We start from the raw sequence: 23,188 nt of genomic DNA on the forward strand, positions 1-23,188 counted from the left end.
CCCTGTGCGCATATCGGAGAACACCATGAAGACCCGCCTGACTTCAGTCGCAAAGCTGTCAACGCTTGTGCTCGCGCTATCCGCTGGGGGCCTGTTGACCGGCACCGCGACCGCGCAGGATCCGCCCATCGCCGGCAAGGCGACGCTCGGGGTAACCGTCACCGAGGCCCAACTGGTGGCAACGGGCTGGCGTGCATCGAAGATGATCCACACCGATGTCTATAACGAAAAGAACGAGAAGATCGGCCGGGTCGATGACCTCATCGTGGCACCGGACGGTTCGCTTTCGACCGCGGTCATCGATGTCGGTGGCTTTCTCGGCGTGGCCACGCATCGTGTCGCGATCCCCGTTCAGCATTTCAAACAGATCGCACCGAAGGCCATTCTCCCCGGCGCAAGCAAGGACGCGCTGAAGAAGCTGCCCGTGTTCGAGTACGCCAAGGGCTGACAGCCCTGCACCTCGAGGGCTCTTTAGCAGGCCCTCTCCCTCAATCCTCAACTGCCCTCTTCAACGGAGATCATCATGGCAACTTGCAGTGTTTGCGGAAAGCCGGCGACCTCGCAGATTACGATTACCGAGAACGGTCAGCGTCGCCAGTTGACGCTGTGCAACCAGCACTACGTCGAGTTCATGGCGCGCAACCAGCGCAGCCTCTCGCCGCTCGAGTCGCTTTTCCGCGGCGGCCTCTTCGATAGCCTCTTCGACGACATGTTGTCGCCGCTGGAAGGCGGCCGGAGCGGCTTGCATGCCGTCGGCAAGGCCGACGAGTCGCGAACAAGTGCCGGGGAGGACGGCAACGGCGACGCAGGTGCGGCCACGCGCGGGGGCTCACCCGGCGGTCGTCCGCGTCGGCATCGCCGCGCGCGCGAAGCCGTCGACCTCCAGACGTTCCTTAGCGAGAGCGGCCTGGACCGCCTGCAGGCTGCCGCCCAAAAGGCTGTCGATCTCGGCAAGTCCGAAGTCGATACCGAACACCTGCTGCTTGCGCTCACCGACAATAACGTGGTGCAGGAGATCTTTCGCGAGTTCAAGCTGGACCCGGAAGAGATAAAGAGGACGGTCGATCAGAGCGCGCCACGGGGCAACCGCGGGGAGAGAGCCGACGATGAACACATCGGCGTGTCGCCGCGCGCGAAGAGCGCGCTGGAGAATGCGTTGACCGCATCGCGGGAGCTCGGCCACAGCTATGTCGGGCCGGAGCATATCCTGATCGGACTCGTCGAAGAGGAAGATGGCTTCGCGGGCGAGTTGCTGCGCAAATACGGGCTGTCTTCGCATGCGCTCCGGCAGAAGACCGTCAAAGTGGTCGGCAAAGGCGCGGAGGAAGGCACCGTCGAGGGGCGATCCACCACGCCGACGCTCGACAAGTATGCGCGCGATCTCAGCGACCTCGCGCGGCGCGGCAAGCTCGATCCGGTGATCGGCCGCGACAAGGAGATCGAAACCACGATCGAGGTGCTGGCCCGCAGGCGCAAGAACAACCCGGTGTTGATCGGCGAGCCGGGCGTCGGCAAGACGGCGATCGTAGAGGGACTCGCCCAGCGCATCGCGCAGGATCAGGTCCCGGAAGTGCTGCGGGGCAAGCGTGTCGTCGAGTTGAACATCAACAGCGTGGTGGCGGGCGCGAAATATCGCGGCGAGTTCGAAGAGCGCGTGAAACAGGTACTCGACGAGATCGTCGCGAATCAGGACAGGCTCATCGTCTTCATCGATGAGCTGCATACGATCGTGGGTGCCGGCCAGGGTGGCGGTGAAGGTGGACTGGATATCGGCAACGTCTTCAAGCCCGCGCTCGCACGCGGCGAACTGCACCTCGTGGGCGCCACGACGCTTAATGAATACCAGAAGTACATCGAGAAGGACTCGGCGCTCGAGCGCCGCTTCCAGCCAGTGAACGTCCCCGAACCGAGCGTCGCGGAAACCATCGAGATCCTGCGCGGCCTCCGGGATCGCCTCGAGGCCCACCACAAGGTGAAGATCAGCGAGGAGGCCATCTCGGCCGCGGCGAAGCTGTCGGACCGGTATATCGCCGCGCGATTCCTGCCGGACAAGGCCATCGACCTGCTCGACCAGGCGGCTGCCCGCGTACGAATCGCCTCGAACTCCAGGCCGACGAAGCTGCGCGATATCGAGGCCAGCATCCGCCGCACGCGTCAGGAACAGGACGCGGCGAGCGCCGCCAAGCAGTTCGACAAGGCGAAGGAACTGGAAAACAAGCTCAGCGTTGAGCAGGAGCGCCTCAACGATGCAACCGAAGCGTGGAAAAAAGAACGCGGCACAAGTTCGCAGGAGGTGACGGCAGAAGACATCGCGCAGGTCGTAGCGTCGCTCACCGGCGTTCCGGTGTCCGAACTCACCGCCGAGGACAGGGAGAAGCTGCTTCGCCTCGAAGACCGCCTGATGGAGCGTGTGGTCGGCCAGGACGAGGCCGTGAGCGCGGTGGCGAGGGCCGTCCGGCTCTCCCGCGCCGGTCTCACGGAAGGCGGCAAGCCCATCGCGAGCTTCCTGTTTCTGGGGCCGACCGGCGTGGGCAAGACGGAGCTTGCCAAAGCCCTTGCCGCCGCCGTATTCGGCGACGAGAACCAACTGGTGCGTATCGACATGAGCGAGTACGCCGAGCGGCATACGGTGTCGCGGTTGGTGGGCTCTCCCCCTGGATATGTCGGCTATGAAGAAGGCGGTCAGTTGACCGAACGAGTCCGCCGCCGGCCGTATAGCGTGGTGCTGCTCGACGAGATCGAGAAGGCGCACCCGGAGGTGCACAACATCCTGCTGCAGCTGTTCGACGAAGGCCGTCTCACCGACGGAAAGGGACGCACGGTGGATTTCACGAACACGATCATCATCGCGACGAGCAATATCGGGTCGCAGATGATTCAGGACAACATGCGTGCCGACAAGGCGCAGCTGGACTACCCTGCGCTGCGCGACCGCCTGATGGAGGTGCTGCGGCATCATTTCAAGCCCGAGTTCCTGAACCGCGTCGATGAAGTGGTGGTGTTCCACGCGCTGGGCAAGGCACAGATCCGCAGCATCGTCGATCTGCAACTCGCGCGCGTGCAGCGCACCGCGGCCGGACAGAACATCGAGCTATCGTTCGACGATTCGCTGCGGGATCACCTCGCCGATATCGGCTATGACCCCGAGTTCGGCGCACGGATGCTAAAGCGAAAGATCCGGGCGGAAGTGGAGTCGCAACTCGCGGATGCGCTGCTGCGGGGCGATGTACGCGATGGCGACAAGGTGACGATCGCCTACGATGCGGGCACGAATGCCGTGCGCGTACAAAAGGCGACTGCCGATGCGGCGGTGGCGCGTCCGACGGAAGAGGCTGACGCCGCGCACGCGTGACCGACGTGCGCAGGGGCGTGAAGCCGGTTTCGCCACCATTCAGGCTACCGATCAGGGGCGTAGCGGGGTTCCAGCGAGCGCGGCTGACAGGGAGGTCGCGGTGCAACGGGTAGCGTTCCAGCGCTGCCCGCGCCTGACCCTGGCGGCCGCGGCTTGCCAGCCGTAAGACCACTCACGGGCGGCTCGTCGCCTTCCGAGTACGGTGCCGACTGCCGCGACGCTGCGCGCGCAAGCGGTACCGCGCCAGCCAACTCTCGGGCAAACAGGATGACGCAGGGTACTTAACCGCCATTGGCGCGGTGGTCCGCGCTCGCCGCCTGGAGTTCGCGTGTCTCAGGAAGCGCTGGCCCTTGCGACGGGCATCGACCGCAGCCATATGGGCCGCATCGAGCGCGGCGAGCGCAATCTGTCCGTGCTCAATCTCATCCGGATTTCGGCCGCGCTCGATATCGCCCCCTCCCAACTCCTCAAGAGATCCGGCCTGTAGGCTGTCACACTGCCATGGCGAGACAGATCACGACGATCGAGCAGGCCTTTGGCAAGTCGGTACGTATCCGACGCAAGATGCTCGGCTGAAATCAAAGCGAACTCGCCCGGCATGCGGGCCTGCAGACGTCCGCCGTGAGTCGCATCGAACGCGGCGAGGGCGCCCCCACCCTGCACACCCTGGCACGCATCGCCGTGGCACTCAGCGTCCCGCTGGCTTCGCTGATGCAGCGAGCGCCACGGTGAGCGGCCCAACTTCGTTTATTTCGACTGGGCAGCACGCCTTCGATCGCAAGCCGCACGCCCTCGCTAAAGCGGGAAACCTTTGATCACCAGCTTGTCCATCCAATATGCCCGCGTTTCTATGGGCGTGTGGCCATACTTGGCGCCAACCGAGCCCAGGGCATGCCCGTCGATCACGAAACGGACGGGCTCGTCCAGCCGACGTATTCGCCAGTTTGTAGCGAAGCCATGCCGAAACGAGTGAAACGTCTTTCGCGTATCCGTGATGCCAATCTCATGACGCAGAAATTTCGCGAACCATGCCCCCCAGCTGCCGCTGAGCTTCCCCAGCTTGCTCAGCTTGAGGAGGGGAAACAGAGGCGCGTCTGGGCTCGGCAGCGATGCCACATAGTCGAGCAGTCCAAGCCGAGTCAGTACCGGATGAACAGGGACTGCGCGATTGGACGCTTTATTTTTCGTACTACCTTTCGCGTTGTGGATCGCGAAATAGTCGGCCCCGGACTCCCTCTTAAAGTCTTCCCGCCTGAGTTGCGCGATTTCTTCCAGTCGTGCCTTAGAGAAACAGGCGATCAACGGCATCCAGTGGGCCGCGATGCCTCCCGCTGCGCCTTGGGCGGGCGTCGCGTGCGTTGTAAAGGTAGGATGACTGAAAATTTTCTGATAGTCCTCGGGATCGAAGCTGACGCGCGGGTCGTCAATGTTAATCATGCGATGCCTGTTAAGCCTTGCCACGCCAAGGGATGCCCCGCGCAGAGCGTGACCTGTGGCCGTGCTACTAGCTCCGGGACTGGTGCCCCGGTCATGCTAGAGGGTTGTTGCGCGTGGGATGCGCGGGGGCGTACGGGGGAGCGCGCGAGTCATTTGATTTCACAACTGCGCGCGGATTAGCAAAACGGATTTTTTGCCCGAACCAAAATGCAGATTATTCAAAGTGTGATAGGATTTTCACACCACGCCAATTCTCTAAGAAAGGGAAATGATGTCTGATTCGTATTCTTGGCAATGTCCTTTCTGCGGTCACCACGCAACCATTACCATAAACAATCGGTCTGTTGATCATCATGTTTTCGACAAGGGCAATAAGGATGGCAACTCGGTCCTAGTTACTACCGTCATCACTTGCCCCAACCCGGCGTGCCGAGAGTATGAACTAAAGGCTGCTCTCTACAGGTATGCGACCCCGCCTGGAGGTGGCTCGTATGCCCCTAGGGGCGCGGCCAGGCAGACTTGGACTCTGCGCCCAGCTTCCGCTGCCAAGCCAATGCCAGACTATGTTCCTCATCCGATCGTTGAGGACTACAACGAAGCCTGCCTGATTCAGAGCCTCAGCCCGAAAGCGTCGGCAACCCTATCAAGGCGATGCCTGCAAGGAATTATTCGCGATTTCTTTGGAATAAGTAAGGGGACTCTCGCTGAGGAGATTAAGGCAATCGAAGATAAAGTCGATGCCGAGACGTGGAAGTCGATCGATGCCGTGCGCAGCATTGGCAATATCGGCGCACATATGGAAAAGGATATCAACGTTATCGTCGAGGTTGACGCAGACGAGGCGGCACACCTTGTTTGGCTAATTGAACTCCTAGTAGAGGACTGGTACGTTGCCCGCCACGAAAGACAGCTAAAGCACCAAAGCATCCGTGCCATTCGGGACAAGATGAACGCGGCCAAGAAGGCAAAGCCGTCAAACGTTGACAGCGAAAGCGCGGGAAATGCTAGCCAAGACGACATAGCAGGTATCGCCTCCTTAGCAGCACAGAAAGGAATTCGATTCGTTGAAGACGATAAATTCTAGTCTACCGACTGATTTGATTTATCGCTTCGAGTAACCGTGTGGCAGGCATTCCATCGCCTGCCCCATAGGCGGCAGATACTCCCTGTTCAGCGTGCCCCATCAGGGCCATTCGCACGTCCGGCGTAACACCAGCGGTCCGACACATGTCGGCGAACCCATGCCGCCAAGAATGGAAGGTGATGCGCTTGTCCGTGATCTTGAGGGTATTGCGCAGCAATCGCCCGTACCGCTTCGAAAAGGCGGCGGATACGATGCCGTGCATATCCGCCTTGGCGGGGAATAGCGGACCATCCTGCCGAGCCTGCGCCCATTCCACGAAGTCTCGCACTGGCTCGGCCAGTGGCACCCATCGGCGGCTACCTTGATTCTTGAGGCGCATTGCCGCACCCTCGTCGTGCTCACCCTCATCGGCAATCATGAGGCCAGGCATTTCCCTCGCGGGTCTGCAAATCCTCGCGGCGTAGCTGGTGCAATTCGTTCAGCCGGGCACCTGTCCAGCGGGCCAGTCGTGGTAGCCAGTACATAGCCGGGTCCGATTCGCGCATGCCCTTGGTGGCATCCATGACGGCCTCCGCCTGCTCGGGGCTGTAGGGCAGACGTAGCTCGACCGCGCGCTTAGGCGGCGGCAGTTCTGCACCCTCTGCGTGGTTCGCTTCGATCAAGCCGCGAGACTTGGCGACACCCAGCAGCAGACGGATAAATCCAATTGTCTTGTTCGTCGTGGCGACACTGTTGCCCGCCTCAATCCAGCGATAACGCATGGCGATGATGGCCGCTCGCGTAATGGTGTGGATATCGGGGTCTCTCGCCTCTCGCACGGCGCGCGTCACTGCGTCCACAGTCTTGGCCGTGGGCTGTCTGTCGCGCTGCCAGAGCGGGATGATTTGCTCAAGCGTGAGGCCCGATGTCTTGGTCTTGGCTTGCTGGGCCGTGGGCGCATTTTGCGTGGAAACAGCTTGGCGAATGGCGGGTGGAATCGGGGCATGCCCTGCCTCGGACCTACGCCGCTCTACGATGGCCCAAACCCGCTCCAGCCGGTCCGCCTCGGCCTCGTCCTTTTCCTGCTGCTCGTCCTCGGCATCCCAATGCGCCGCTGTTTCCTCGGCCTGCTCATGGCTCGCTGCCTCGTCCCAATAGGCCGGGTCGATGCTGTCTGCTGGCATCGGCTGCGGACGCTGCGTCATGGTCTGCTCTGCCGTCGCAAACTCGTTATCCAATTCCACAGATATGGCTCGGGACAAGCGCAATGCTTCGGCCCGGTCCTTGGTGCGGAGGCTTCTAACGATTTCGGCTTTGCCCGGATAGAGGGGCGTGAGGTGCTTGGGGATAGGGCGGCGAATGTAGTACGTACTGCCGCGTTTGATGAGGTGTGCCATGTCTTCTCGCTGGTCCGTGTGTAACACCCGCGTGGCAGTGTATGTACCGGAAACCCGCGCCAGAAAAACAAAACCCCGGAAGACCGCGATCTTCCGGGGTTCGCCGCCATTACTGGCGGAGACGGAGGGATTCGAACCCTCGATCCAGGTTTTGGCCCGGATGCTCCCTTAGCAGGGGAGTGCCTTCGACCTCTCGGCCACGTCTCCCAAACTTGCGTTGTGCGAGGGAGTCCACACAACGAAGCGCGTATTCTAGCGAGTGACTTTCAATTGGTCAACGCCAAATCGATGACATTGACCACAATTTCGCTCGCCAGAAAATTCCTGGCGAAATTCGATCACGCCTGATCGAGTTCGAACACCTTGTGCAGCGCGCGGACGGCGAGCTCCATGTACTTCTCGTCGATCAGCACCGAGATCTTGATCTCCGACGTCGAGATCATCTGGATGTTGATGCCCTCTTCCGACAGCGTGCGGAACATCTTGCTGGCGATGCCGACGTGCGAGCGCATGCCCACGCCAACCACGGAGACCTTCGACACCTTCGGGTCGCCCGTCACGCTGCCGGCGCCGATATGCGCCTTCACGCCATCGTTGAGGATCGTCAGCGCGCGCTGGTAGTCGCCGCGCGGCACGGTGAACGTGAAATCGGTCTTGCCGTCCACGGACTGGTTCTGGATGATCATGTCGACGTCGATGTTCGCGTCGGCGATCGGGCCCAGGATCTGGTAGGCGATGCCCGGCTTGTCCGGCACGCCCAGGACAGTGATCTTGGCCTCGTCACGGGCAAATGCGATGCCGGAGATGACGGCTGCTTCCATGTCAGACTCTTCCTCAAAAGTAATCAGCGTGCCCGAATGCATTTCCTGCTCGAGCGGCATCAGGGGGTCGGTCAGCGACGACAGCACGCGCGTCTTCACGCGGTACTTGCCGGCGAACTCCACCGAGCGGATCTGCAGCACCTTGGAACCGAGGCTGGCCATTTCCAGCATTTCCTCGAAGGTGATCTGGTCCAGCCGGCGGGCGTCCTCGACCACGCGCGGATCGGTCGTGTACACGCCATCCACGTCGGTATAGATCAGGCATTCGTCGGCCTTGATCGCGGCCGCGATGGCCACGGCGGACGTATCCGAGCCGCCACGACCCAGCGTCGTGATATTGCCCTCTTCGTCGATGCCCTGGAACCCGGTGATCACGACCACCTTGCCAGCGTCCACGTCGCCGCGGATGCGTTCGTCGTCGATCGACTGGATGCGCGCCTTGGTGTAGGCCGAATCCGTCTTCACGGGAACCTGCCAGCCCGTGTAGCTCACGGCGTCGATGCCCTCGCCATGCAGCGCGATCGCGAGCAGGGCCACGCTGGCCTGCTCGCCGGTCGAGGCCAGCATGTCCAGTTCACGCGGGTCAGGCTGCGCGGAGAGTTCCTTGGCAAGGCCCAGCAGGCGATTGGTCTCGCCCGACATGGCCGAAGGCACCACGACTACGCGGTGACCTGCGCGGTGCCACTTGGCCACGCGCTTGGCGACATTCTTGATGCGTTCCGTGGAACCCATCGAAGTGCCGCCGTATTTGTGAACGATGAGAGCCATCTTCTTGTCGACGCCAGCGATTGTGCAAAGCCCTTGAAAATACACGAACGGCGCCGCTCCGGCAAGGCCAGGCTTGCATCGGCGTGATCAGGGCGTGGCGCCGGGGCGATTTTCCAGCCGATCCGGCACCCACTCCACCCGCCACCGTGGCGCCGGCGCGGCGTCCGGCCAGCGACGATGCTGTCCGAGCCCGGCCGCCAGCACCAGCGCCTCCCCCGCCCACAGCAGCGGCAGGCACTCGCGGCGCCACGCGGGCACGCCGGCTTCCTGATAGGCCTGCTTGAGCGCGCGCGCCGGGCCGCCCGGCCGCAGCACGATCCGCTCGCCGCCGGCGCGCGGCGTCACGCGCATCGGCGCCCGCAGCACGGCCTCGGGCACGCCGAACGTGTCGTCGCGCGTAAAACGCAAGACACCGCGCCAGTCCGGCACGGCAACCTCGGCCGCTTCCTGCCACGCAAACGCGAACACATCCGGCACCGCGGCAAGCGGCGGCCGGCAGGCCAGCACGCGGTCACGAAAACGATGGAGCACGAGCCCGTCGTGCGCGATGGCCGGCTCGCCACCGTCATGGTCGATCAGTTGCCTGCGCATATCCGCGAGCCGCGCCGTCGAAGGCGGCTGCGCGCCCAGGTCGCGCAGCCAGGTCCGCAGCACCGCGTCCGCCCGCGCGGGCGGCAACGCGCGCAATCCTGGCAGATCGAGTTCGCCGTAGGTATCGCCATCGCGCCCCGCCCGCACCAGCGGCGCGAGGTCGTGCTGCGTCATGGCGTCGAGCATGTCCGCGGCCTGCGCGATATGCGCGGCGGCCTGCACCACGTTCTCCTGCAATCCGGAAAACGCCGCCACGAGGGCAGGCAGATGGGCGCGCAGCGCATTGCGCGCATACCGCGTGTCGGTGTTGGAAGGATCCTCGATCCAGCGCAGCGCATGGCGCGCGCAATATGCATCGATCTCCGCGCGCGGCATGTCGATCCACGGGCGCAGCAGCTGCACGTCGCCGGCGGCATCGAGCGCGCGCATTGCCGGCATCCCGGCGAGACCCGCAACGCCGGCACCGCGGAACAGGCGCAGGAGCACCGTTTCCACCTGATCGTCGCGATGATGCGCGAACATCAGCACGCGGGCACCGGCCGCGCGGCACATGCGGCCCAGCGCGTCGTAGCGCGCGCGTCGCGCGGCCGCCTCGATGCCCTCCCCGCCTAGCGCGGAGACCTGTACGCGTTCGGTATGGAACGGCACGCCCCACTCGCCGCACAGCGTCGCGCAGAACGCGTCCCATGCATCGGCTTCCGCCTGCAGGCCATGATGCACGTGCAATGCGACGACGGTCGCGCCGAGCCGCGCGGCGGCATCGCGCGCGGCGTGGAGCAACGCCACGGAGTCCCGGCCGCCGGACAGGGCCACGGCAATCGGCAAAGCGATGGGCGCAACATCGCTGGGAGCCGAAACAACAAAGGCCGCACTGGCTTGCACAGCCCGTGCGACCTTGTCGATCAGGTCCGGTGACATCGTGGATGTCACCGCGTTGGCGCCACCGTCATTCGGTCGCGCCGGTTTCCTTGAACTTGCCATACGCGAGCAGACGCTCATGACGGCGCGCCTGCAGTTCCTTCACGCTCATGCCCTGGAACTGGCGCAGCGATTCGGCCAGCGAGCGCTTGAGCATCGTCGCCATGTTCTTCGGGTCGCGATGCGCGCCACCGAGCGGCTCGTTGATGATCTTGTCGATCAGGCCCAGCGCCTTCAGTCGATGCGCGGTCAGGCCCAGCGCCTCGGCGGCTTCCGGCGCCTTCGCGGCGGTCTTCCAGAGAATGGACGCGCAGCCTTCCGGCGAGATCACCGCATACGTCGCGAACTGGAGCATCTGCACCACATCGCCGACGGCAATCGCGAGCGCGCCGCCCGAACCGCCTTCGCCGATGATCGTCGCGATCAGGGGCACCTTCAGGCCGGCCATCACGTAGAGGTTATGGCCGATCGCTTCCGACTGGCCACGCTCTTCCGCGTCGATGCCGGGGAACGCGCCCGGCGTGTCCACGAACGTGAAGATCGGCAGGCCGAACTTGTCGGCCAGCTCCATCAGGCGCTTGGCCTTGCGATAGCCCTCGGGCTTCGACATGCCGAAGTTGCGCAGCGCGCGTTCCTTCGTGTCGCGGCCCTTCTGGTGACCGATGACCATGCAGGCCTGGCCGTTGAAGCGCGCCAGACCGCCCACGATCGACAGATCGTCGGCAAACGCACGGTCGCCGTGCAGTTCATGGAAGTCGGTAAAGATCTCCCGCACATAGTCCAGCGTATAGGGACGCTGGGGGTGACGGGCGATTTGCGCAACCTGCCACGGGGTCAGGTTGGCGTAGATATCCTTGGTGAGCTGCTGGCTCTTGCCAGCCAGCCGCGAGATCTCTTCGGAAATATCGACGGCCGAATCGTCCTGAACAAAACGCAGTTCTTCGATCTTTGCCTCGAGCTCGGCAATCGGCTGTTCGAAATCCAGGAAGGTGGTTTTCATAGAAACGCGGACCTGTCTGTGAAGGGGCGCATTCTACCGGAAAAAGAACCCGGTCCGACCGCCCTGAAAGTTGAACTTCCTACACTTCCCGGCAAATTTTCCCTGCCGGCCCTGCCAGACACTCCTAATACGTCACTGGAACCGGGTCCAGACTGCGCCACATATACCACGTCGCTACCGTGCGCCACGGCTCCCAATTGGCGGCCACTTCACGTGCCTCGCTCCGGGTCACGGGCTCGCCACTGAAGTAATTGGCCGAGATTGCATTGATCAGGCCAACGTCGTCGAGCGGCAGCACGTTCGGGCGCATCAGGTTGAACATCAGGAACATTTCCGCCGTCCAGCGCCCGATACCGCGAATCTGGGTGAGCTCGGCGATGACGGCCTCGTCCTCCATCGCGGCCCACTCATTGACATGGACGCGTCCGGCCTTGAAATGTTCGGAAAGATCGATGATGTATTCCGCCTTGCGCCGCGACAATCCGCAACTGGCGAGCTGGTCGTTGCCGGCCTTGAGGAACTGCGCGGGCGTCAGCCGCGGGCACATCGTCACGAGCCTGTCCCACACGGCCTGCGCGGCCTTGACGGAGATCTGCTGGCCAACGACAGAGCGCGCGAGCGTGACGAACGGATCGCCGCGCGAGATCAGATGCGCGGGGCCGTATGTCGGGATCATCTTGCGCAGGATGCGGTCCCGCTTCATCAGGTCCGCGCACGCTTCATCCCAGTAGGCGGGACGCACCGCATCGACGACCGTCTCCACCGGTAAGGGCATGCCCTCGGCTTCCGGCAACGCCGGCCTGGCGGCGCGGGCGCCCTTCGCGGCGGCGCCGCTCTTGCCGGTCGCCTTGTCGGTACGCTTCGCGGCCGCGGTCTTGGCGGCCTCTTTCCCGGTCACGGTCGCGGCAACCTTGGCGAGCACCTTCGCGGGCGCCTTGCCCTGCGCGCTGCCCGCCCCCTTGCCGGATGCCTTCGAGGCCGGCCTGCTCGCGGACTTGCCAGCTACCGTGGGCTTGCGCGCGGCAGCGTTCAAGCACGCCTCCACTCGGTCGCGCCGCCCGGCTTGTCTTCCAGCACCACCCCCGCTTCGAGCAGTTCCGCGCGAATGCGGTCGGCCTCGGCGAAGTTGCGCTCGACCTTGGCCGTCTTGCGCGCCGCAATGCGCGACTCGATCTCGTCGGGCGTCAGGCCATCGGTCACGTGGCCGCCCTGCAGGAACGTGTGCGGATCGCGCTCGAGCAGACCCAGCGTGCCGGCCAGCCCCTTGAGCTGGCGCGCGGCCACCGTCGAGCCCGTGCGATTGACCTCGCTCGCGAGGTCGAACAGCACCGACATGGCGATGGGCGTATTGAAGTCGTCGTTCATCGCGTCCGCAAAGCGCTTCGCGTGCGGCTCTTCCCAGTCCACCGCGCAACCGCCCGGCTGCGTCTCCTTGAGCGCCGTGTACAGGCGCGTCAGCGCGCCGCGCGCGTCGTCGAGGTGGGCATCGCTATAGTTCAGCGGGCTGCGATAGTGCGCGCGCAGGATAAAGAAGCGCACGACCTCGGCGTCGTACTGCTTGAGCACTTCGCGAATGGTGAAGAAGTTGCCGAGCGACTTCGACATCTTCTCGTCGTTCACGCGCACGAAACCGTTGTGCATCCAGAGGTTGACGAACGGCTTGCCGCTCGCGCCCTCGGACTGCGCAATCTCGTTCTCGTGGTGCGGGAACTGCAGGTCGGCGCCGCCGCCGTGGATATCGAAATGCTCGCCCAGCAGCGTGCAGCTCATGGCCGAGCATTCGATATGCCAGCCCGGACGGCCCGAGCCCCACTTCGACGCCCACTTGGTCTCGGGCGGCTCCGATTCCTTCGCGGACTTCCACAGCACGAAATCGAGCGGGTCCTGCTTGGCGTCGTTGGCCGACACGCGCTCGCCGGCACGCAGATCCTCGAGCGACTTGCCCGAGAGCTTGCCGTAGCCGGGAAACTTGCGGACCGAATAATTGACGTCGCCGTCGCTGGCCTGATACGCGAGGCCGTTGGCCTCGAGCTTCTCGATCAGGTTCAGCATCTGCGGCACGTAGTCGGTCGCGCGTGGCTCGTAGTCGGGACGGATGATGCCCAGCGCCGCGGCATCCTCGTGCATGTACTGGATGAAACGCGTCGTCAGCTGGCCGATGGTCTCGCCATTCTCGGCCGCGCGGCGGATGATCTTGTCGTCGATGTCCGTGATGTTCTGCACGTACGTGACGTCATAGCCCGCGGCGCGCAGCCAGCGATGCACCATGTCGAACACCACCATCACGCGCGCGTGGCCGACGTGACAGTAATCGTAAACGGTCATGCCGCAGACATACATGCGGACCTTGCCCGGTTCGATTGGCACGAAAGGCTGCTTCTCACGCGCGAGCGTGTTGTAGATGTTCAGTTGCTGCATGAAGGAAGTTCAGTGGTGAAACCGCGGGACCTGCGTCGAGGCGCCTATCTTACCGGAACGGCCTTGTGCGGGGGGACGGCCGCCCTTTGCTAGAATGCCGCGGAGTATAACGGACCGCACTTACATGAGCTTGCCTCTGCCTACCTCGACCGCCGGTCGACCCTCAGCCGCTGGCGGTCGATATTCCGCCGCGCCGTTCGCGCGCGTGGCCGCGACGCTCGCCATGCTGGCGGCCTTCGCCGCGCAGCCCGCCGCCGCGCAGAATGGCCCGCTCTCGCTGCAGCCGCCGCCGGCGCCGGCCACCGGCCCGGTGTCGAAGGACCCCGGCATGGTGCCCGCCGAGAAGGCGCTGCGCGAAAAGCGCTACAGCGACGCGGTGGCGGCGTTCGACCGTGTGCTCGCGACCAATCCGCGCAATGCGCAGGCCCGCTTCGAGCGCGCCTGGGCGCTGGCGCAGTCCGGCCGCGAGGACGAGGCGATGCGCGCGTTTGCCGAAATGGCGCAGGACTTCCCCGAACTGCCCGAGCCGCACAACAACCTCGCCCTGCTGTACGCCAAGCGCGGCGACCTCAAGCGCGCCGAGTCCGAACTGCTGCTCGCGATCGAGGCGCGTCCGGACTTCGGCGTCGCCTATACGAACCTGGGCGACGTCTACCGCCGCATGGCCGAGCAGGCCTACAACAACGCGCTTCGCCGCAACCCCGGCGACGCGCGCGCGGCCGAGTCCCTGCGTCACGTGCGCGAGAGCGCCCCGGCAGGCGGTTCGGATAGCAGCGCCGACGCCGCGCCGGCCTCGGCACCGGCCGCCACGCCCGCGCCGAAATCTTCGTCGAAGGCGCCCCGCAAGCCTGCCAAATCGGATAATCGTTAAACCGGAGTTACGTTCATGACCGTTTCCCGCCGCATCGTGCTCGCCGGCCTCGCGGCCGCCACCGTTGCCCTGTCCCCGTTTGCCGCGCTCGCGCAAGGCGCGTCGGCTGCTGCGACGCAAAAGACCGAACGCGTGCAATTTGTCACCAACAAGGGCAATTTCACGGTGGAGGTGTACCCCGACGCCGCACCGAAGACCGTCGCGAACTTCCTCGAGTACGTGCGCAGCGGCTTCTACGCCGGCACCACGTTCCATCGCGTGATCAACGGCTTCATGGTGCAGGGCGGCGGCTTCGACCGCGACATGAAGGAAAAGCCCACGCGCGCGCCCATTCCGCTCGAGTCGCAGAATGGCCTGAAGAACACTGCCGGCACCGTGGCGATGGCCCGGACGTCGAATCCGAATTCGGCCACGGCGCAGTTCTTCGTCAATGTGGTGGATAATCCGAACCTCGACTACCCGCAGCCCGATGGCAACGGGTACGCCGTCTTCGGCAAGGTGGTGGACGGCATGGACACGATCGACAAGATCAAGACCGTACCGACCACGGCCTACGGTTCGATGCGCAACGTGCCGGCCGCGCCGGTCGTCATCGAATCGGCCACCATCGTCACCAAGTAATGCCGGCCTCGCCGGCTACGAACAGAGGAATACCATGAGCAAAGTCCAGCTGCAGACCAACCAGGGCAATATCGTCATCGAACTCGACGAAGCCAAGGCGCCCAAGACCGTGGAAAACTTCCTCGCGTACGTGCGCAAGGGTCACTACGACAACACGATCTTCCATCGCGTCATCAAGAACTTCATGATCCAGGGCGGCGGTTTCGAGCCCGGCATGAAGCAGAAGGACACCGACGCGCCGATCGAGAACGAAGCCGGCAACGGCCTGAAGAACGAGCGCTACTCGGTGGCGATGGCCCGTACCAACGCGCCCCACTCGGCCACGGCCCAGTTCTTCATCAACGTGGTGGATAACGACTTCCTGAACTTCACCGCGCCCACGCCGCAAGGCTTCGGCTATGCCGTGTTCGGCAAGGTGAGCGAAGGCACCGAGATCGTCGACGCGATCAAGGGCGTGCGCACGGGCAGCTCGGGCTTCCATCAGGACGTGCCGCTCGAGGACGTCGTGATCCAGAAGGCCGTGGTCCTCGAGTAATCGCGACCCGCCTTGCAAGTATCGACATCAGAGATGCTTGATTTCACGCCGGTGGCCGCACCGATCGAGGTGCCGGCGCCGGCGTGGTTCGTTTCGGACCTTCATCTGACCGAAGGCATGCCGCGCACGCGCGCCGCGTTCGAGCGCCTGCTCGACCGTGCGGCCGCCAATGCGCGCGCGCTGTTCATCCTCGGCGATTTCTTCGAATTCTGGGTCGGCGACGACGCCCTGAACACGCCGTTCGCGCGCGATATCGCGCAGCTGCTGCGTCGCCTGACCACCTGCGGCGTGCCCGTGTACCTGATGCACGGTAACCGCGACTTCCTGCTCGGCAGGCGCTTTGCCGCCGCGGCCGGGGCCACGCTGCTGCCCGATCCCGCCGTCGTCGTCTGCGGCGGCCGGCGCGTGGCGCTGAGCCATGGCGACATGCTGTGCCTCGACGACGAACGCTACAACCGCTTTCGCCTCTGGACGCGCAAGCGCTGGGTGCAACGGCTGTTCCTGGCCATGCCGCTGTCGATGCGGCTGGGCGTGGCGCGCCGGCTGCGCGCGGACAGCGAGGCGAGCCGTACGCATCAGGTCATGTATGGCGATGCCACGCCGGCGGCGGTGGATGCCCTGCTTGCGGCCACCGGCACGCATACCGTCGTGCATGGCCACACGCATCGTCCCGCGCATCACCAGCATGGCGAGAACGATCGCTGGGTGCTGACCGACTGGGACCTCGATACCCGCAACCCGCGCGCGGCCGTGCTTCAGCTGGACGCGAACGGGTTCACCGAGCTCAGTCAGGCCGACTAGGCCTTATTTCATCAGGCTGCGCAGCTCGCTCGCATCGAAGCGATCGTTGGGCGTGTTCTCGAGGTGCTCGCCCAGCCGGTCGAGCGCGGCCAGCACGGACTTGATGCGTTCGTCCTGCTGCGCGGCATTGTCGATCAGGCTCTTGAGCGCGAGCGATACCGGATCGTCCGCATTGGGCGTGATGCCGTATGCCGAGAACTCCTGCCTGGCCCCCTGCTGCTGCGTCGGCGCATCGGGCAGGATGATCCGCGCCGGGATACCGACGGCGGTCGCGCCCGGCGGTACCGGCTTGAGCACCACTGCGTTCGATCCCACGCGCGCCCCCGCGCCCACTTCAAAGCCCCCGAGCACCTTGGCGCCCGCGCTGACCACGACGCCGGGTCCGAGCGTCGGATGCCGCTTCTGGCCCTTGTAGAGCGACGTACCGCCGAGCGTCACGCCCTGGTAGATCGTGCAGTCGTCGCCGATCTCGGCGGTCTCGCCAATGACGACGCCCATGCCGTGATCGATGAACACGCGGCGGCCCATGCGGACGGCCGGATGGATCTCGATGCCGGTGAGAAAGCGCGACCAGTGCGAAATCCAGCGGCCAAGCCAGTGAAGGCCCGCGCGCCAGCAGGCATGCGCCACGCGATGAAACAGGACGGCGTGAAGGCCGGGGTAGCAGGTGAGGACCTCGAGGCGGCTGCGCGCGGCAGGGTCGCGCAGCATGATCGAGTCGATATCTTCCTTCAGGCGTGTGAACATCTTTGTCTTGTCGTGATGCCGTGCCGTGCGCCGCGCGGCATGCGGCGTCCATCGGAACGAAGGTCCGAGGCACCGCTGCGGGCGATCGCCGGCATGGTCGTTGGCCGGTCTGAGTGGGGGTGAATCAGCGGCCAGGGTCAGCGCAGGATCAGGGAGTGTAAGAGATTTGCCCGCCCGACGCCGAGCCCTGACGCTGTCAGGGACATTCGCGCATGCGCGCTCAACATCGCTCCGGCACGTGCACGATGCCCGTCATCAGGCGCCGCGCACTGTGATGCACGACCTCGGGCGGGTCCTGGTAGGCGAGCACGATCTCCGCGCAGGGAAACGGCACGCCGTCCTCGCTGAACTCGCCCGACTCCACCGGATGGCCATTGCGGCAGGGCACATGGGAATGGATGGTCTGGCCGACATTGGCGTGCCAGATGCGCACGGTGGCGCCGCCATCGCGCGCGGGCACAAAGCCGCGCCAGATCGCGAACGGACCGGCCGCGGCGAGCAGATCGCCGCAGTTCGCGGTCCAGTCGATATGCGCGGCATCGACCGACACCGCGCCAAACACGAATTCGATATCGCAGTCTTCGCGACGCGAGGCTCGCACGAGCGCGACCTTGCTCGTGCTGGCGGTGGCGCCGCCCATGCCGTCGGCATGGCGCGCATACGGGTCGGGCGAACCGATCACGCGAAGCAGCAGTGCATCGCGGGCTTCGGCATCCTTCGGCAGATCGTCCGCCAGAAAGAACATGCCCTTGCTCGTGCCGCCTCGCATGTAGTACGCCGGAATCTCCGCCACGCTTCTCGCTCCTTTACAGATCCTGCTCGTCGCCCGCCTTGTTGTCCCCTGCCTTGCGATCGCCGACGCGCAGCATATGCCGCGCGACGCCTCGCAGGATATTCACTTCCTCGCGTTCCAGCCCGCTGCGGGCCAGTAACCGCCTCAGCCGCGGCATCAGCTTGCGCGGGTTGTCCGGATCGAGAAACCCGATCGCGACCAGGCCCGTCTGCAGATGATCGAACATCGACTCGATCTGCTCCGCCGTGGCGGGCTCACCAGCATAGCCGATATTGAGCGCACCGTGCGCCACCGCCGCGGGCGCCTGACCCGCCTCCAGCAAGGCGAGGCGCATCTCGTAGGCGATCAGCTGCACGGCCTGCGCGAGATTCAGCGAGGCATAGGCCGGGTTGGCCGGGATATGCGTGACCGCCGAGCAACGCTCGACCACGTCGTTCGGCAGGCCGTAGCGCTCGTTGCCGAACACGAAGGCCACGCCGGCTGTGGTCGCGCCAAACGGGGCGGCGCCCGCGAGCAGCGCTCGGGCCTGCGCGGCCGCGTCGCGCGGCAGCAGCCGCGGCGGGCCGAACTCGCGCTGGCGCGCGGTCATCGCCACGGTCAGGCTGGCGCCGGTCAGCGCGGGCTCGATACTGTCCACGATATGGGCGCGCGCAAGCACGTCGTCGGCCCCGCTCGCCATGGCAACCGCGTCCGGATGGGTCAGCACATCCGGCTCGCGCGGCGACACCAGCACCAGGCTCCCCGGCGTGTCGCCAAACCCCATTGTCTTGATGGCGCGCGCGACCGAGCCGACGTTGCCGGGGTGGCTCGTCTCCACGAGCACGAAGCGCACGCGCCCGAAAATGTCGGATGCGGCACTCCCGGCGGGGTCGGTCATGGCAGCGGAGGAAGATTGGCTTTCTGAATTCATGTGGGCAAGAACCGGGGCGCAACGGCCCCGTGTGTCATCGGCTGGCGTCCTGTACAATGCAGCCTTCATTGCCGACGCGGCCACATGGCCACGTCGTTCGTTCTTCGACAATTCGTTGTGTTGCCGCCGCGCTGCGATCGCGATCCGCACCGGCCTGGAGAGATTCATGCATCCGATGCTCAATATCGCCGTCAAGGCGGCCCGCAAGGCGGGTTCCATCATCAACCGCGCTTCGATCGACGTCGATCTGGTGCGTGTTTCCCGCAAGCAACACAACGACTTCGTGACCGAAGTAGACCGCGCCGCCGAGGCCGCGATCATCGAGATCATCCGCACCGCCTACCCGGAGCACGCCATTCTAGCGGAAGAGTCGGGCCAGTCCTGGACCGAAGGCGAGCTGACCGACCACGAATACACCTGGGTCATCGACCCGCTCGACGGCACCACCAACTTCATCCACGGCTTTCCGCAATATGCGGTGTCCATCGGCCAGCTGCACAAGGGTCAGCCCGTGCAGGCCGTGGTCTACGACCCGACGCGCGACGAACTCTTCACCGCGACCAAGGGCGCCGGCGCCTTCCTGAACAACCGCCGCATCCGCGTCACGCGCCGCGACAAGCTGGCCGACTGCCTGATCGGCACGGGCTTCCCGTTCCGTGACCTCGAAGGCATGGACGAATACCTCGAGATGTTCGCGCTGATGACGCGCAGCTGCGCGGGCCTGCGCCGCCCCGGCGCCGCCGCGCTGGACCTCGCCTACGTGGCCTGCGGCCGTCTGGACGGCTTCTTCGAGCGCGGCCTCAAGCCGTGGGACATGGCCGCCGGCATGCTGCTCATCACCGAAGCGGGCGGCCTGGTCGGCAACTATACCGGCGAAGCGCGCCAGATCGAACAGGGCGAGATCCTCGCCGGCAACCCGAAGGCCTTTGCCCAGATGGTCCGCCTGCTGACGCCGTTCTCGCTCGACAACGCCAAGCCCTCCACGCCCGCTATCTGATACCCGTATGGAAAACAACGCCACGCCCTACATGGCGATCATCCAGGCCCACCGCGAGATGCTCTCGCTCGCGTTTGCGCTGATCGCCCGCGACAGCAAACGGGACCTCGACGGCCTGCTCACGGCGCTCGCCGAGGCGGGCCGCAACGCCCTGACCTCCCCCAACATCCCCGAAGACGTGCCGGAGGTGTTCAGCGCGGAAGTGCTGGCGGTGCTGGCCAGCGCAAAAAAGCTGACGGCGCCCCGCGCCGAATAAGCGTTCCGCGTACCTGTCTCTCGTAAAAGTCGCGCACAGGATCAAGGCATTCGACGCCGCAGGCAGTAAAATGCGCGTTTTATCCTGACTGACAGGCGGCCCGCCCCATGGCGCGTGGCCGCCCGAGAGGAATGCATGTCTGCTGAAGCCCTATCCCAACGCAACGAAGAAGAAGACCTCGGCGACGCCGAGGTTGCCGCGAACGATGCCAAGCGGGTAGCGTCCGCCAAGGACAAGCAGCACACGCCGATGATGCAGCAGTACCTGCGTCTCAAGGCCGACCACCCGGACACGCTGCTGTTCTACCGGATGGGCGATTTCTACGAGCTGTTTCATGACGACGCCGAGAAGGCCGCGCGTCTGCTCGATATCACGCTGACCTCGCGCGGGCAGTCCGGCGGTGTGCCGATCCGCATGGCCGGCATTCCGTTTCATTCCGTAGACCAATACCTTGCCAAGCTCGTGAAGCTCGGCGAATCCGTGGCGATCTGCGAGCAGATTGGCGATCCGGCCACGAGCAAGGGCCCGGTCGAGCGCAAGGTCGTGCGCATCGTCACGCCCGGCACGCTGACCGACGCCGCGCTGCTGCCGGACAAGGTCGATACGTTCCTGATGGCCGTGCACCAGCAGACCACGCGCCGCGGCGTCAGCAAGACGGGCCTCGCCTGGCTCAATCTCGCGAGCGGCGAACTGCGCCTGATGGAATGCGAGGCCGCGCAGCTCGCGCGCGAGCTCGAACGCATCCGCCCCGCCGAACTCCTGCATGCCGACGGCATCGACCTGCCGCAACTCGCCTGCGCGCGCACCCGCCTGCCGGAATGGCACTTCGATCAGGACGCGGGCACGCGCCGCCTGCGCGAGCAGATCGGTGTGGCCAGCCTCGAACCGTTCGGCTGCGCGGGCCTCGGTGCCGCGCTCGGCGCCGCGGGCGCCCTGCTCAACTATGCCGCCACCACGCAAGGCCAGTCGCTGCGCCACGTGCAGGGCGTACTGGTGGAGCGCGAATCGGAGTTCATCGGCCTCGACACCGCCACGCGCCGCAACCTCGAACTGACGGAGACGCTGCGCGGCGGCGAATCGCCCACGCTGTTCTCGCTGCTCGACACCTGCGCCACGACGATGGGCAGCCGCGCGCTGCGCCACTGGCTCCATCATCCGCTGCGCGACACCGCGATTCCGCAAGCGCGCCAACAGGCCATCGGCGCGCTGATCTCGCAGGGCCCGGACCGCGTGCGCGGCGTGCTGCGCCGGCTGGCCGACGTCGAACGCATCACGTCGCGGCTCGCGCTGCTGTCGGCGCGGCCGCGCGACCTGTCTTCGCTGCGCGACACGCTGCGTGCATTGCCGGAAGTCCAGGCCAGCGTCACGCTCGACGACGACGCCCCGCTGCTCGTGCAGACCGTCGGCGACCTTGCCGTGCCGCAGGACTGCCTGGACCTGCTCGTGCGTGCCGTGGCCGAGGAACCTTCGACCGTCGTGCGCGACGGCGGCGTGATTGCGCGCGGCTACGATGCAGACCTCGACGAACTGCGCGATATCTCGGAAAACTGCGGCCAGTTCCTGATCGACCTGGAAACGCGCGAACGCGCGCGCACGGGCATCGCGAACCTGCGCGTCGAATACAACCGCGTGCATGGCTTCTATATCGAGGTCACCAACGGGCAGGCCGACAAGGTGCCCGACGACTATCGCCGCCGCCAGACGCTCAAGAATGCCGAGCGCTATATCACGCCGGAACTGAAATCGTTCGAGGACAAGGCACTGTCCGCGCAGGACCGCGCGCTGGCGCGCGAGAAGCTGCTGTACGACGCGCTGCTGCAGCAACTGCTGCCGCATATCGGCGGCCTGCAGCGCGTGGCCGGCGCCCTTGCCCGGCTCGACGTGATCGCCGCGCTGGCCGAGCGCGCGCAGACGCTCGACTGGACGCAGCCCGAACGCGTCGGCGAGAACGTGATCGACATCGTGCAGGGCCGCCACCCCGTGGTGGAGGGCCAGTTGGCCGCGGAATCGGTGGCGTTTATCGCCAACGACGCGCAGCTGAACGAAGCGCGCAAGCTGCTGCTGATCACGGGCCCGAACATGGGCGGTAAGTCGACGTTCATGCGCCAGACCGCGCTGATCGTGCTGCTCGCGTGCGTCGGCGCATGGGTGCCCGCGCGCCGCGCGGTCATCGGCCCGATCGACCGCATCTTCACGCGTATCGGCGCGGCCGACGATCTGGCGGGTGGCCGCTCGACGTTCATGGTCGAGATGACCGAAGCCGCCGGCATTCTCCATCACGCCACACCGGCAAGCCTCGTGCTGATGGACGAGATCGGCCGCGGCACCTCGACGTTCGATGGCCTTGCGCTGGCATGGGCCATCGCGCGCCATCTGCTGACGCACAACCGCAGCCATACGCTGTTCGCCACGCACTACTTCGAGCTCACGCAACTGCCGCAGGAATTCCCGCAGGCCGCCAACGTGCACCTGTCTGCCGTCGAACACGGCGATGGCATCGTGTTCCTGCACGCGGTACAGGATGGCCCCGCGAGCCAGAGTTACGGCCTGCAGGTCGCGCAGCTGGCCGGCGTGCCGCAACCGGTCATCCGCGCCGCGCGCAAGCATCTGGCATGGCTCGAGCAGCAATCGGCCGACGCCACGCCCACGCCGCAGATGGACCTGTTCGCGGCACCGGCCACGCCGCCCGAGGACGACGATGCGGGCGACGGCCACGATCACGCGTACGGCAATACCGATACCGTGTCGCCCGCGCAGGCCGCGGCGCTCGATGCGCTGCTCGATATCGATCCGGACCGCCTGACGCCGCGCGATGCGCTCGACGCGCTGTACCGGCTCAAGGCGTTGTCCGAGGGCAACGGCTGATCATGTTCGCATCACGGCGGCCGGGAC

The 23,188-nt window shown here is 65.2% G+C and carries 22 protein-coding genes, 1 tRNA gene and 1 pseudogene; 12 read left to right on the plus strand and 12 right to left on the minus strand.

The annotated features are described in order from the left end of the window. Window positions 1-25 precede the first annotated feature (25 nt). The 4 genes from FOB72_RS09080 to FOB72_RS32945 all read left to right on the plus strand — a co-directional run bounded on the left by FOB72_RS09080 (window position 26) and on the right by FOB72_RS32945 (window position 4,084). Window positions 26-448: a PRC-barrel domain-containing protein gene (locus FOB72_RS09080; protein WP_150372214.1), complete on the plus strand. Its 423-nt coding sequence runs from the start codon at window positions 26-28 to the stop codon at window positions 446-448. 75 nt (window positions 449-523) lie between these two features. Further along, the gene (locus FOB72_RS09085) at window positions 524-3,352 is read left to right on the plus strand and encodes an ATP-dependent Clp protease ATP-binding subunit (protein WP_150372215.1); all 2,829 of its coding nucleotides are present in this window, start codon (window positions 524-526) and stop codon (window positions 3,350-3,352) included. A 328-nt stretch (window positions 3,353-3,680) separates the two neighbouring features. Beyond that, window positions 3,681-3,839, plus strand: a complete 159-nt coding sequence (locus FOB72_RS09090) for a helix-turn-helix transcriptional regulator (protein WP_317889526.1) — start codon at window positions 3,681-3,683, stop codon at window positions 3,837-3,839. Window positions 3,840-3,973: 134 nt separating this feature from the next. Continuing rightward, a complete protein-coding gene (locus tag FOB72_RS32945; RefSeq protein ID WP_191002118.1) occupies window positions 3,974-4,084 on the plus strand; it encodes a helix-turn-helix domain-containing protein in 111 nt (36 codons plus the stop codon). 63 nt (window positions 4,085-4,147) lie between these two features. Here the strand turns inward: FOB72_RS32945 and FOB72_RS09100 are convergent, their stop codons facing one another. Continuing rightward, window positions 4,148-4,789 carry a hypothetical protein gene (locus FOB72_RS09100; RefSeq protein WP_150372216.1) on the minus strand — a complete coding sequence of 214 codons (642 nt, stop codon included), beginning with the start codon at window positions 4,787-4,789 and terminating at the stop codon, window positions 4,148-4,150. A gap of 553 nt (window positions 4,790-5,342) precedes the next feature. Here FOB72_RS09100 and FOB72_RS09105 point away from each other — a divergent pair. Further along, window positions 5,343-5,873: a DUF4145 domain-containing protein gene (locus tag FOB72_RS09105; protein ID WP_223851285.1), complete on the plus strand. Its 531-nt coding sequence runs from the start codon at window positions 5,343-5,345 to the stop codon at window positions 5,871-5,873. A gap of 1 nt (window position 5,874) precedes the next feature. On the opposite strand, the gene FOB72_RS09110 is transcribed toward FOB72_RS09105, so the two are convergent. From FOB72_RS09110 to cysS, 8 genes are all read right to left on the minus strand, one after another. Then, complete coding sequence (locus FOB72_RS09110; RefSeq protein ID WP_191002119.1) at window positions 5,875-6,291, minus strand: hypothetical protein; 417 nt, start codon at window positions 6,289-6,291, stop codon at window positions 5,875-5,877. Beyond that, the gene (locus FOB72_RS09115; RefSeq protein ID WP_150372218.1) at window positions 6,278-7,249 is read right to left on the minus strand and encodes a DUF6538 domain-containing protein; all 972 of its coding nucleotides are present in this window, start codon (window positions 7,247-7,249) and stop codon (window positions 6,278-6,280) included. Before FOB72_RS09115 ends, FOB72_RS09110 begins: the two co-directional genes overlap by 14 nt. A gap of 113 nt (window positions 7,250-7,362) precedes the next feature. After that, window positions 7,363-7,456: transfer RNA gene (locus tag FOB72_RS09120), tRNA-Ser, on the minus strand. 131 nt (window positions 7,457-7,587) lie between these two features. Next, window positions 7,588-8,838 (minus strand): aspartate kinase, encoded by a 1,251-nt coding sequence (locus FOB72_RS09125; RefSeq protein WP_150372219.1) that lies wholly within the window; start codon window positions 8,836-8,838, stop codon window positions 7,588-7,590. Window positions 8,839-8,925: 87 nt separating this feature from the next. Then, entirely contained in the window at window positions 8,926-10,347 is a 1,422-nt protein-coding gene (gene tilS / locus FOB72_RS09130) for a tRNA lysidine(34) synthetase TilS (protein ID WP_411859783.1), read from the minus strand. Window positions 10,348-10,375: 28 nt separating this feature from the next. Beyond that, window positions 10,376-11,347 carry an acetyl-CoA carboxylase carboxyltransferase subunit alpha gene (locus FOB72_RS09135; RefSeq protein WP_150372220.1) on the minus strand — a complete coding sequence of 324 codons (972 nt, stop codon included), beginning with the start codon at window positions 11,345-11,347 and terminating at the stop codon, window positions 10,376-10,378. A gap of 124 nt (window positions 11,348-11,471) precedes the next feature. Beyond that, window positions 11,472-12,392, minus strand: coding sequence for a DNA-3-methyladenine glycosylase family protein (locus tag FOB72_RS09140; RefSeq protein ID WP_191002121.1), 921 nt, complete (start codon window positions 12,390-12,392; stop codon window positions 11,472-11,474). Continuing rightward, a complete protein-coding gene (cysS, locus tag FOB72_RS09145; protein WP_150372221.1) occupies window positions 12,377-13,765 on the minus strand; it encodes a cysteine--tRNA ligase in 1,389 nt (462 codons plus the stop codon). The genes FOB72_RS09140 and cysS overlap by 16 nt, the downstream gene beginning before the upstream one ends. A gap of 124 nt (window positions 13,766-13,889) precedes the next feature. Between cysS and FOB72_RS09150 the strand changes: the two genes are divergently transcribed. From FOB72_RS09150 to FOB72_RS09165, 4 genes are read left to right on the plus strand one after another with little or no spacing between them, the layout of a single operon-like run. Further along, window positions 13,890-14,636, plus strand: a complete 747-nt coding sequence (locus FOB72_RS09150) for a tetratricopeptide repeat protein (protein WP_411859784.1) — start codon at window positions 13,890-13,892, stop codon at window positions 14,634-14,636. Window positions 14,637-14,651: 15 nt separating this feature from the next. Next, window positions 14,652-15,257, plus strand: coding sequence for a peptidylprolyl isomerase (locus FOB72_RS09155; protein ID WP_150372223.1), 606 nt, complete (start codon window positions 14,652-14,654; stop codon window positions 15,255-15,257). Between the two features lie 34 nt (window positions 15,258-15,291). Then, the gene (locus FOB72_RS09160; protein WP_150372224.1) at window positions 15,292-15,792 is read left to right on the plus strand and encodes a peptidylprolyl isomerase; all 501 of its coding nucleotides are present in this window, start codon (window positions 15,292-15,294) and stop codon (window positions 15,790-15,792) included. A gap of 33 nt (window positions 15,793-15,825) precedes the next feature. Beyond that, window positions 15,826-16,593, plus strand: coding sequence for a UDP-2,3-diacylglucosamine diphosphatase (locus FOB72_RS09165; RefSeq protein WP_150372225.1), 768 nt, complete (start codon window positions 15,826-15,828; stop codon window positions 16,591-16,593). 3 nt (window positions 16,594-16,596) lie between these two features. Here FOB72_RS09165 and cysE read toward each other — a convergent pair whose 3' ends face one another. The 3 genes and pseudogenes from cysE to FOB72_RS09180 form a co-directional block, all read right to left on the minus strand. Further along, window positions 16,597-17,340 (minus strand): serine O-acetyltransferase, encoded by a 744-nt coding sequence (gene cysE / locus FOB72_RS09170; protein WP_150372226.1) that lies wholly within the window; start codon window positions 17,338-17,340, stop codon window positions 16,597-16,599. Between the two features lie 289 nt (window positions 17,341-17,629). Next, a pseudogene (locus FOB72_RS09175) lies at window positions 17,630-18,133 on the minus strand (PrpF domain-containing protein); the annotation flags it as partial. Between the two features lie 13 nt (window positions 18,134-18,146). Next, window positions 18,147-19,010 (minus strand): RNA methyltransferase, encoded by an 864-nt coding sequence (locus tag FOB72_RS09180; RefSeq protein WP_223851286.1) that lies wholly within the window; start codon window positions 19,008-19,010, stop codon window positions 18,147-18,149. Between the two features lie 199 nt (window positions 19,011-19,209). Here FOB72_RS09180 and FOB72_RS09185 point away from each other — a divergent pair, with 199 nt between their 5' ends. The 3 genes from FOB72_RS09185 (at window position 19,210) to mutS (ending at window position 23,161) form a co-directional block, all read left to right on the plus strand. After that, window positions 19,210-20,040 (plus strand): inositol monophosphatase family protein, encoded by an 831-nt coding sequence (locus tag FOB72_RS09185; protein ID WP_150372228.1) that lies wholly within the window; start codon window positions 19,210-19,212, stop codon window positions 20,038-20,040. A 7-nt stretch (window positions 20,041-20,047) separates the two neighbouring features. Further along, the gene (locus FOB72_RS09190) at window positions 20,048-20,296 is read left to right on the plus strand and encodes a hypothetical protein (RefSeq protein WP_150372229.1); all 249 of its coding nucleotides are present in this window, start codon (window positions 20,048-20,050) and stop codon (window positions 20,294-20,296) included. A 249-nt stretch (window positions 20,297-20,545) separates the two neighbouring features. Then, a complete protein-coding gene (gene mutS, locus FOB72_RS09195) occupies window positions 20,546-23,161 on the plus strand; it encodes a DNA mismatch repair protein MutS (RefSeq protein WP_150373834.1) in 2,616 nt (871 codons plus the stop codon). The last annotated feature ends 27 nt before the right edge of the window (window positions 23,162-23,188 follow it).

It is taken from the genome of Cupriavidus pauculus (assembly GCF_008693385.1).
GTDB lineage: Bacteria > Pseudomonadota > Gammaproteobacteria > Burkholderiales > Burkholderiaceae > Cupriavidus > Cupriavidus pauculus_D.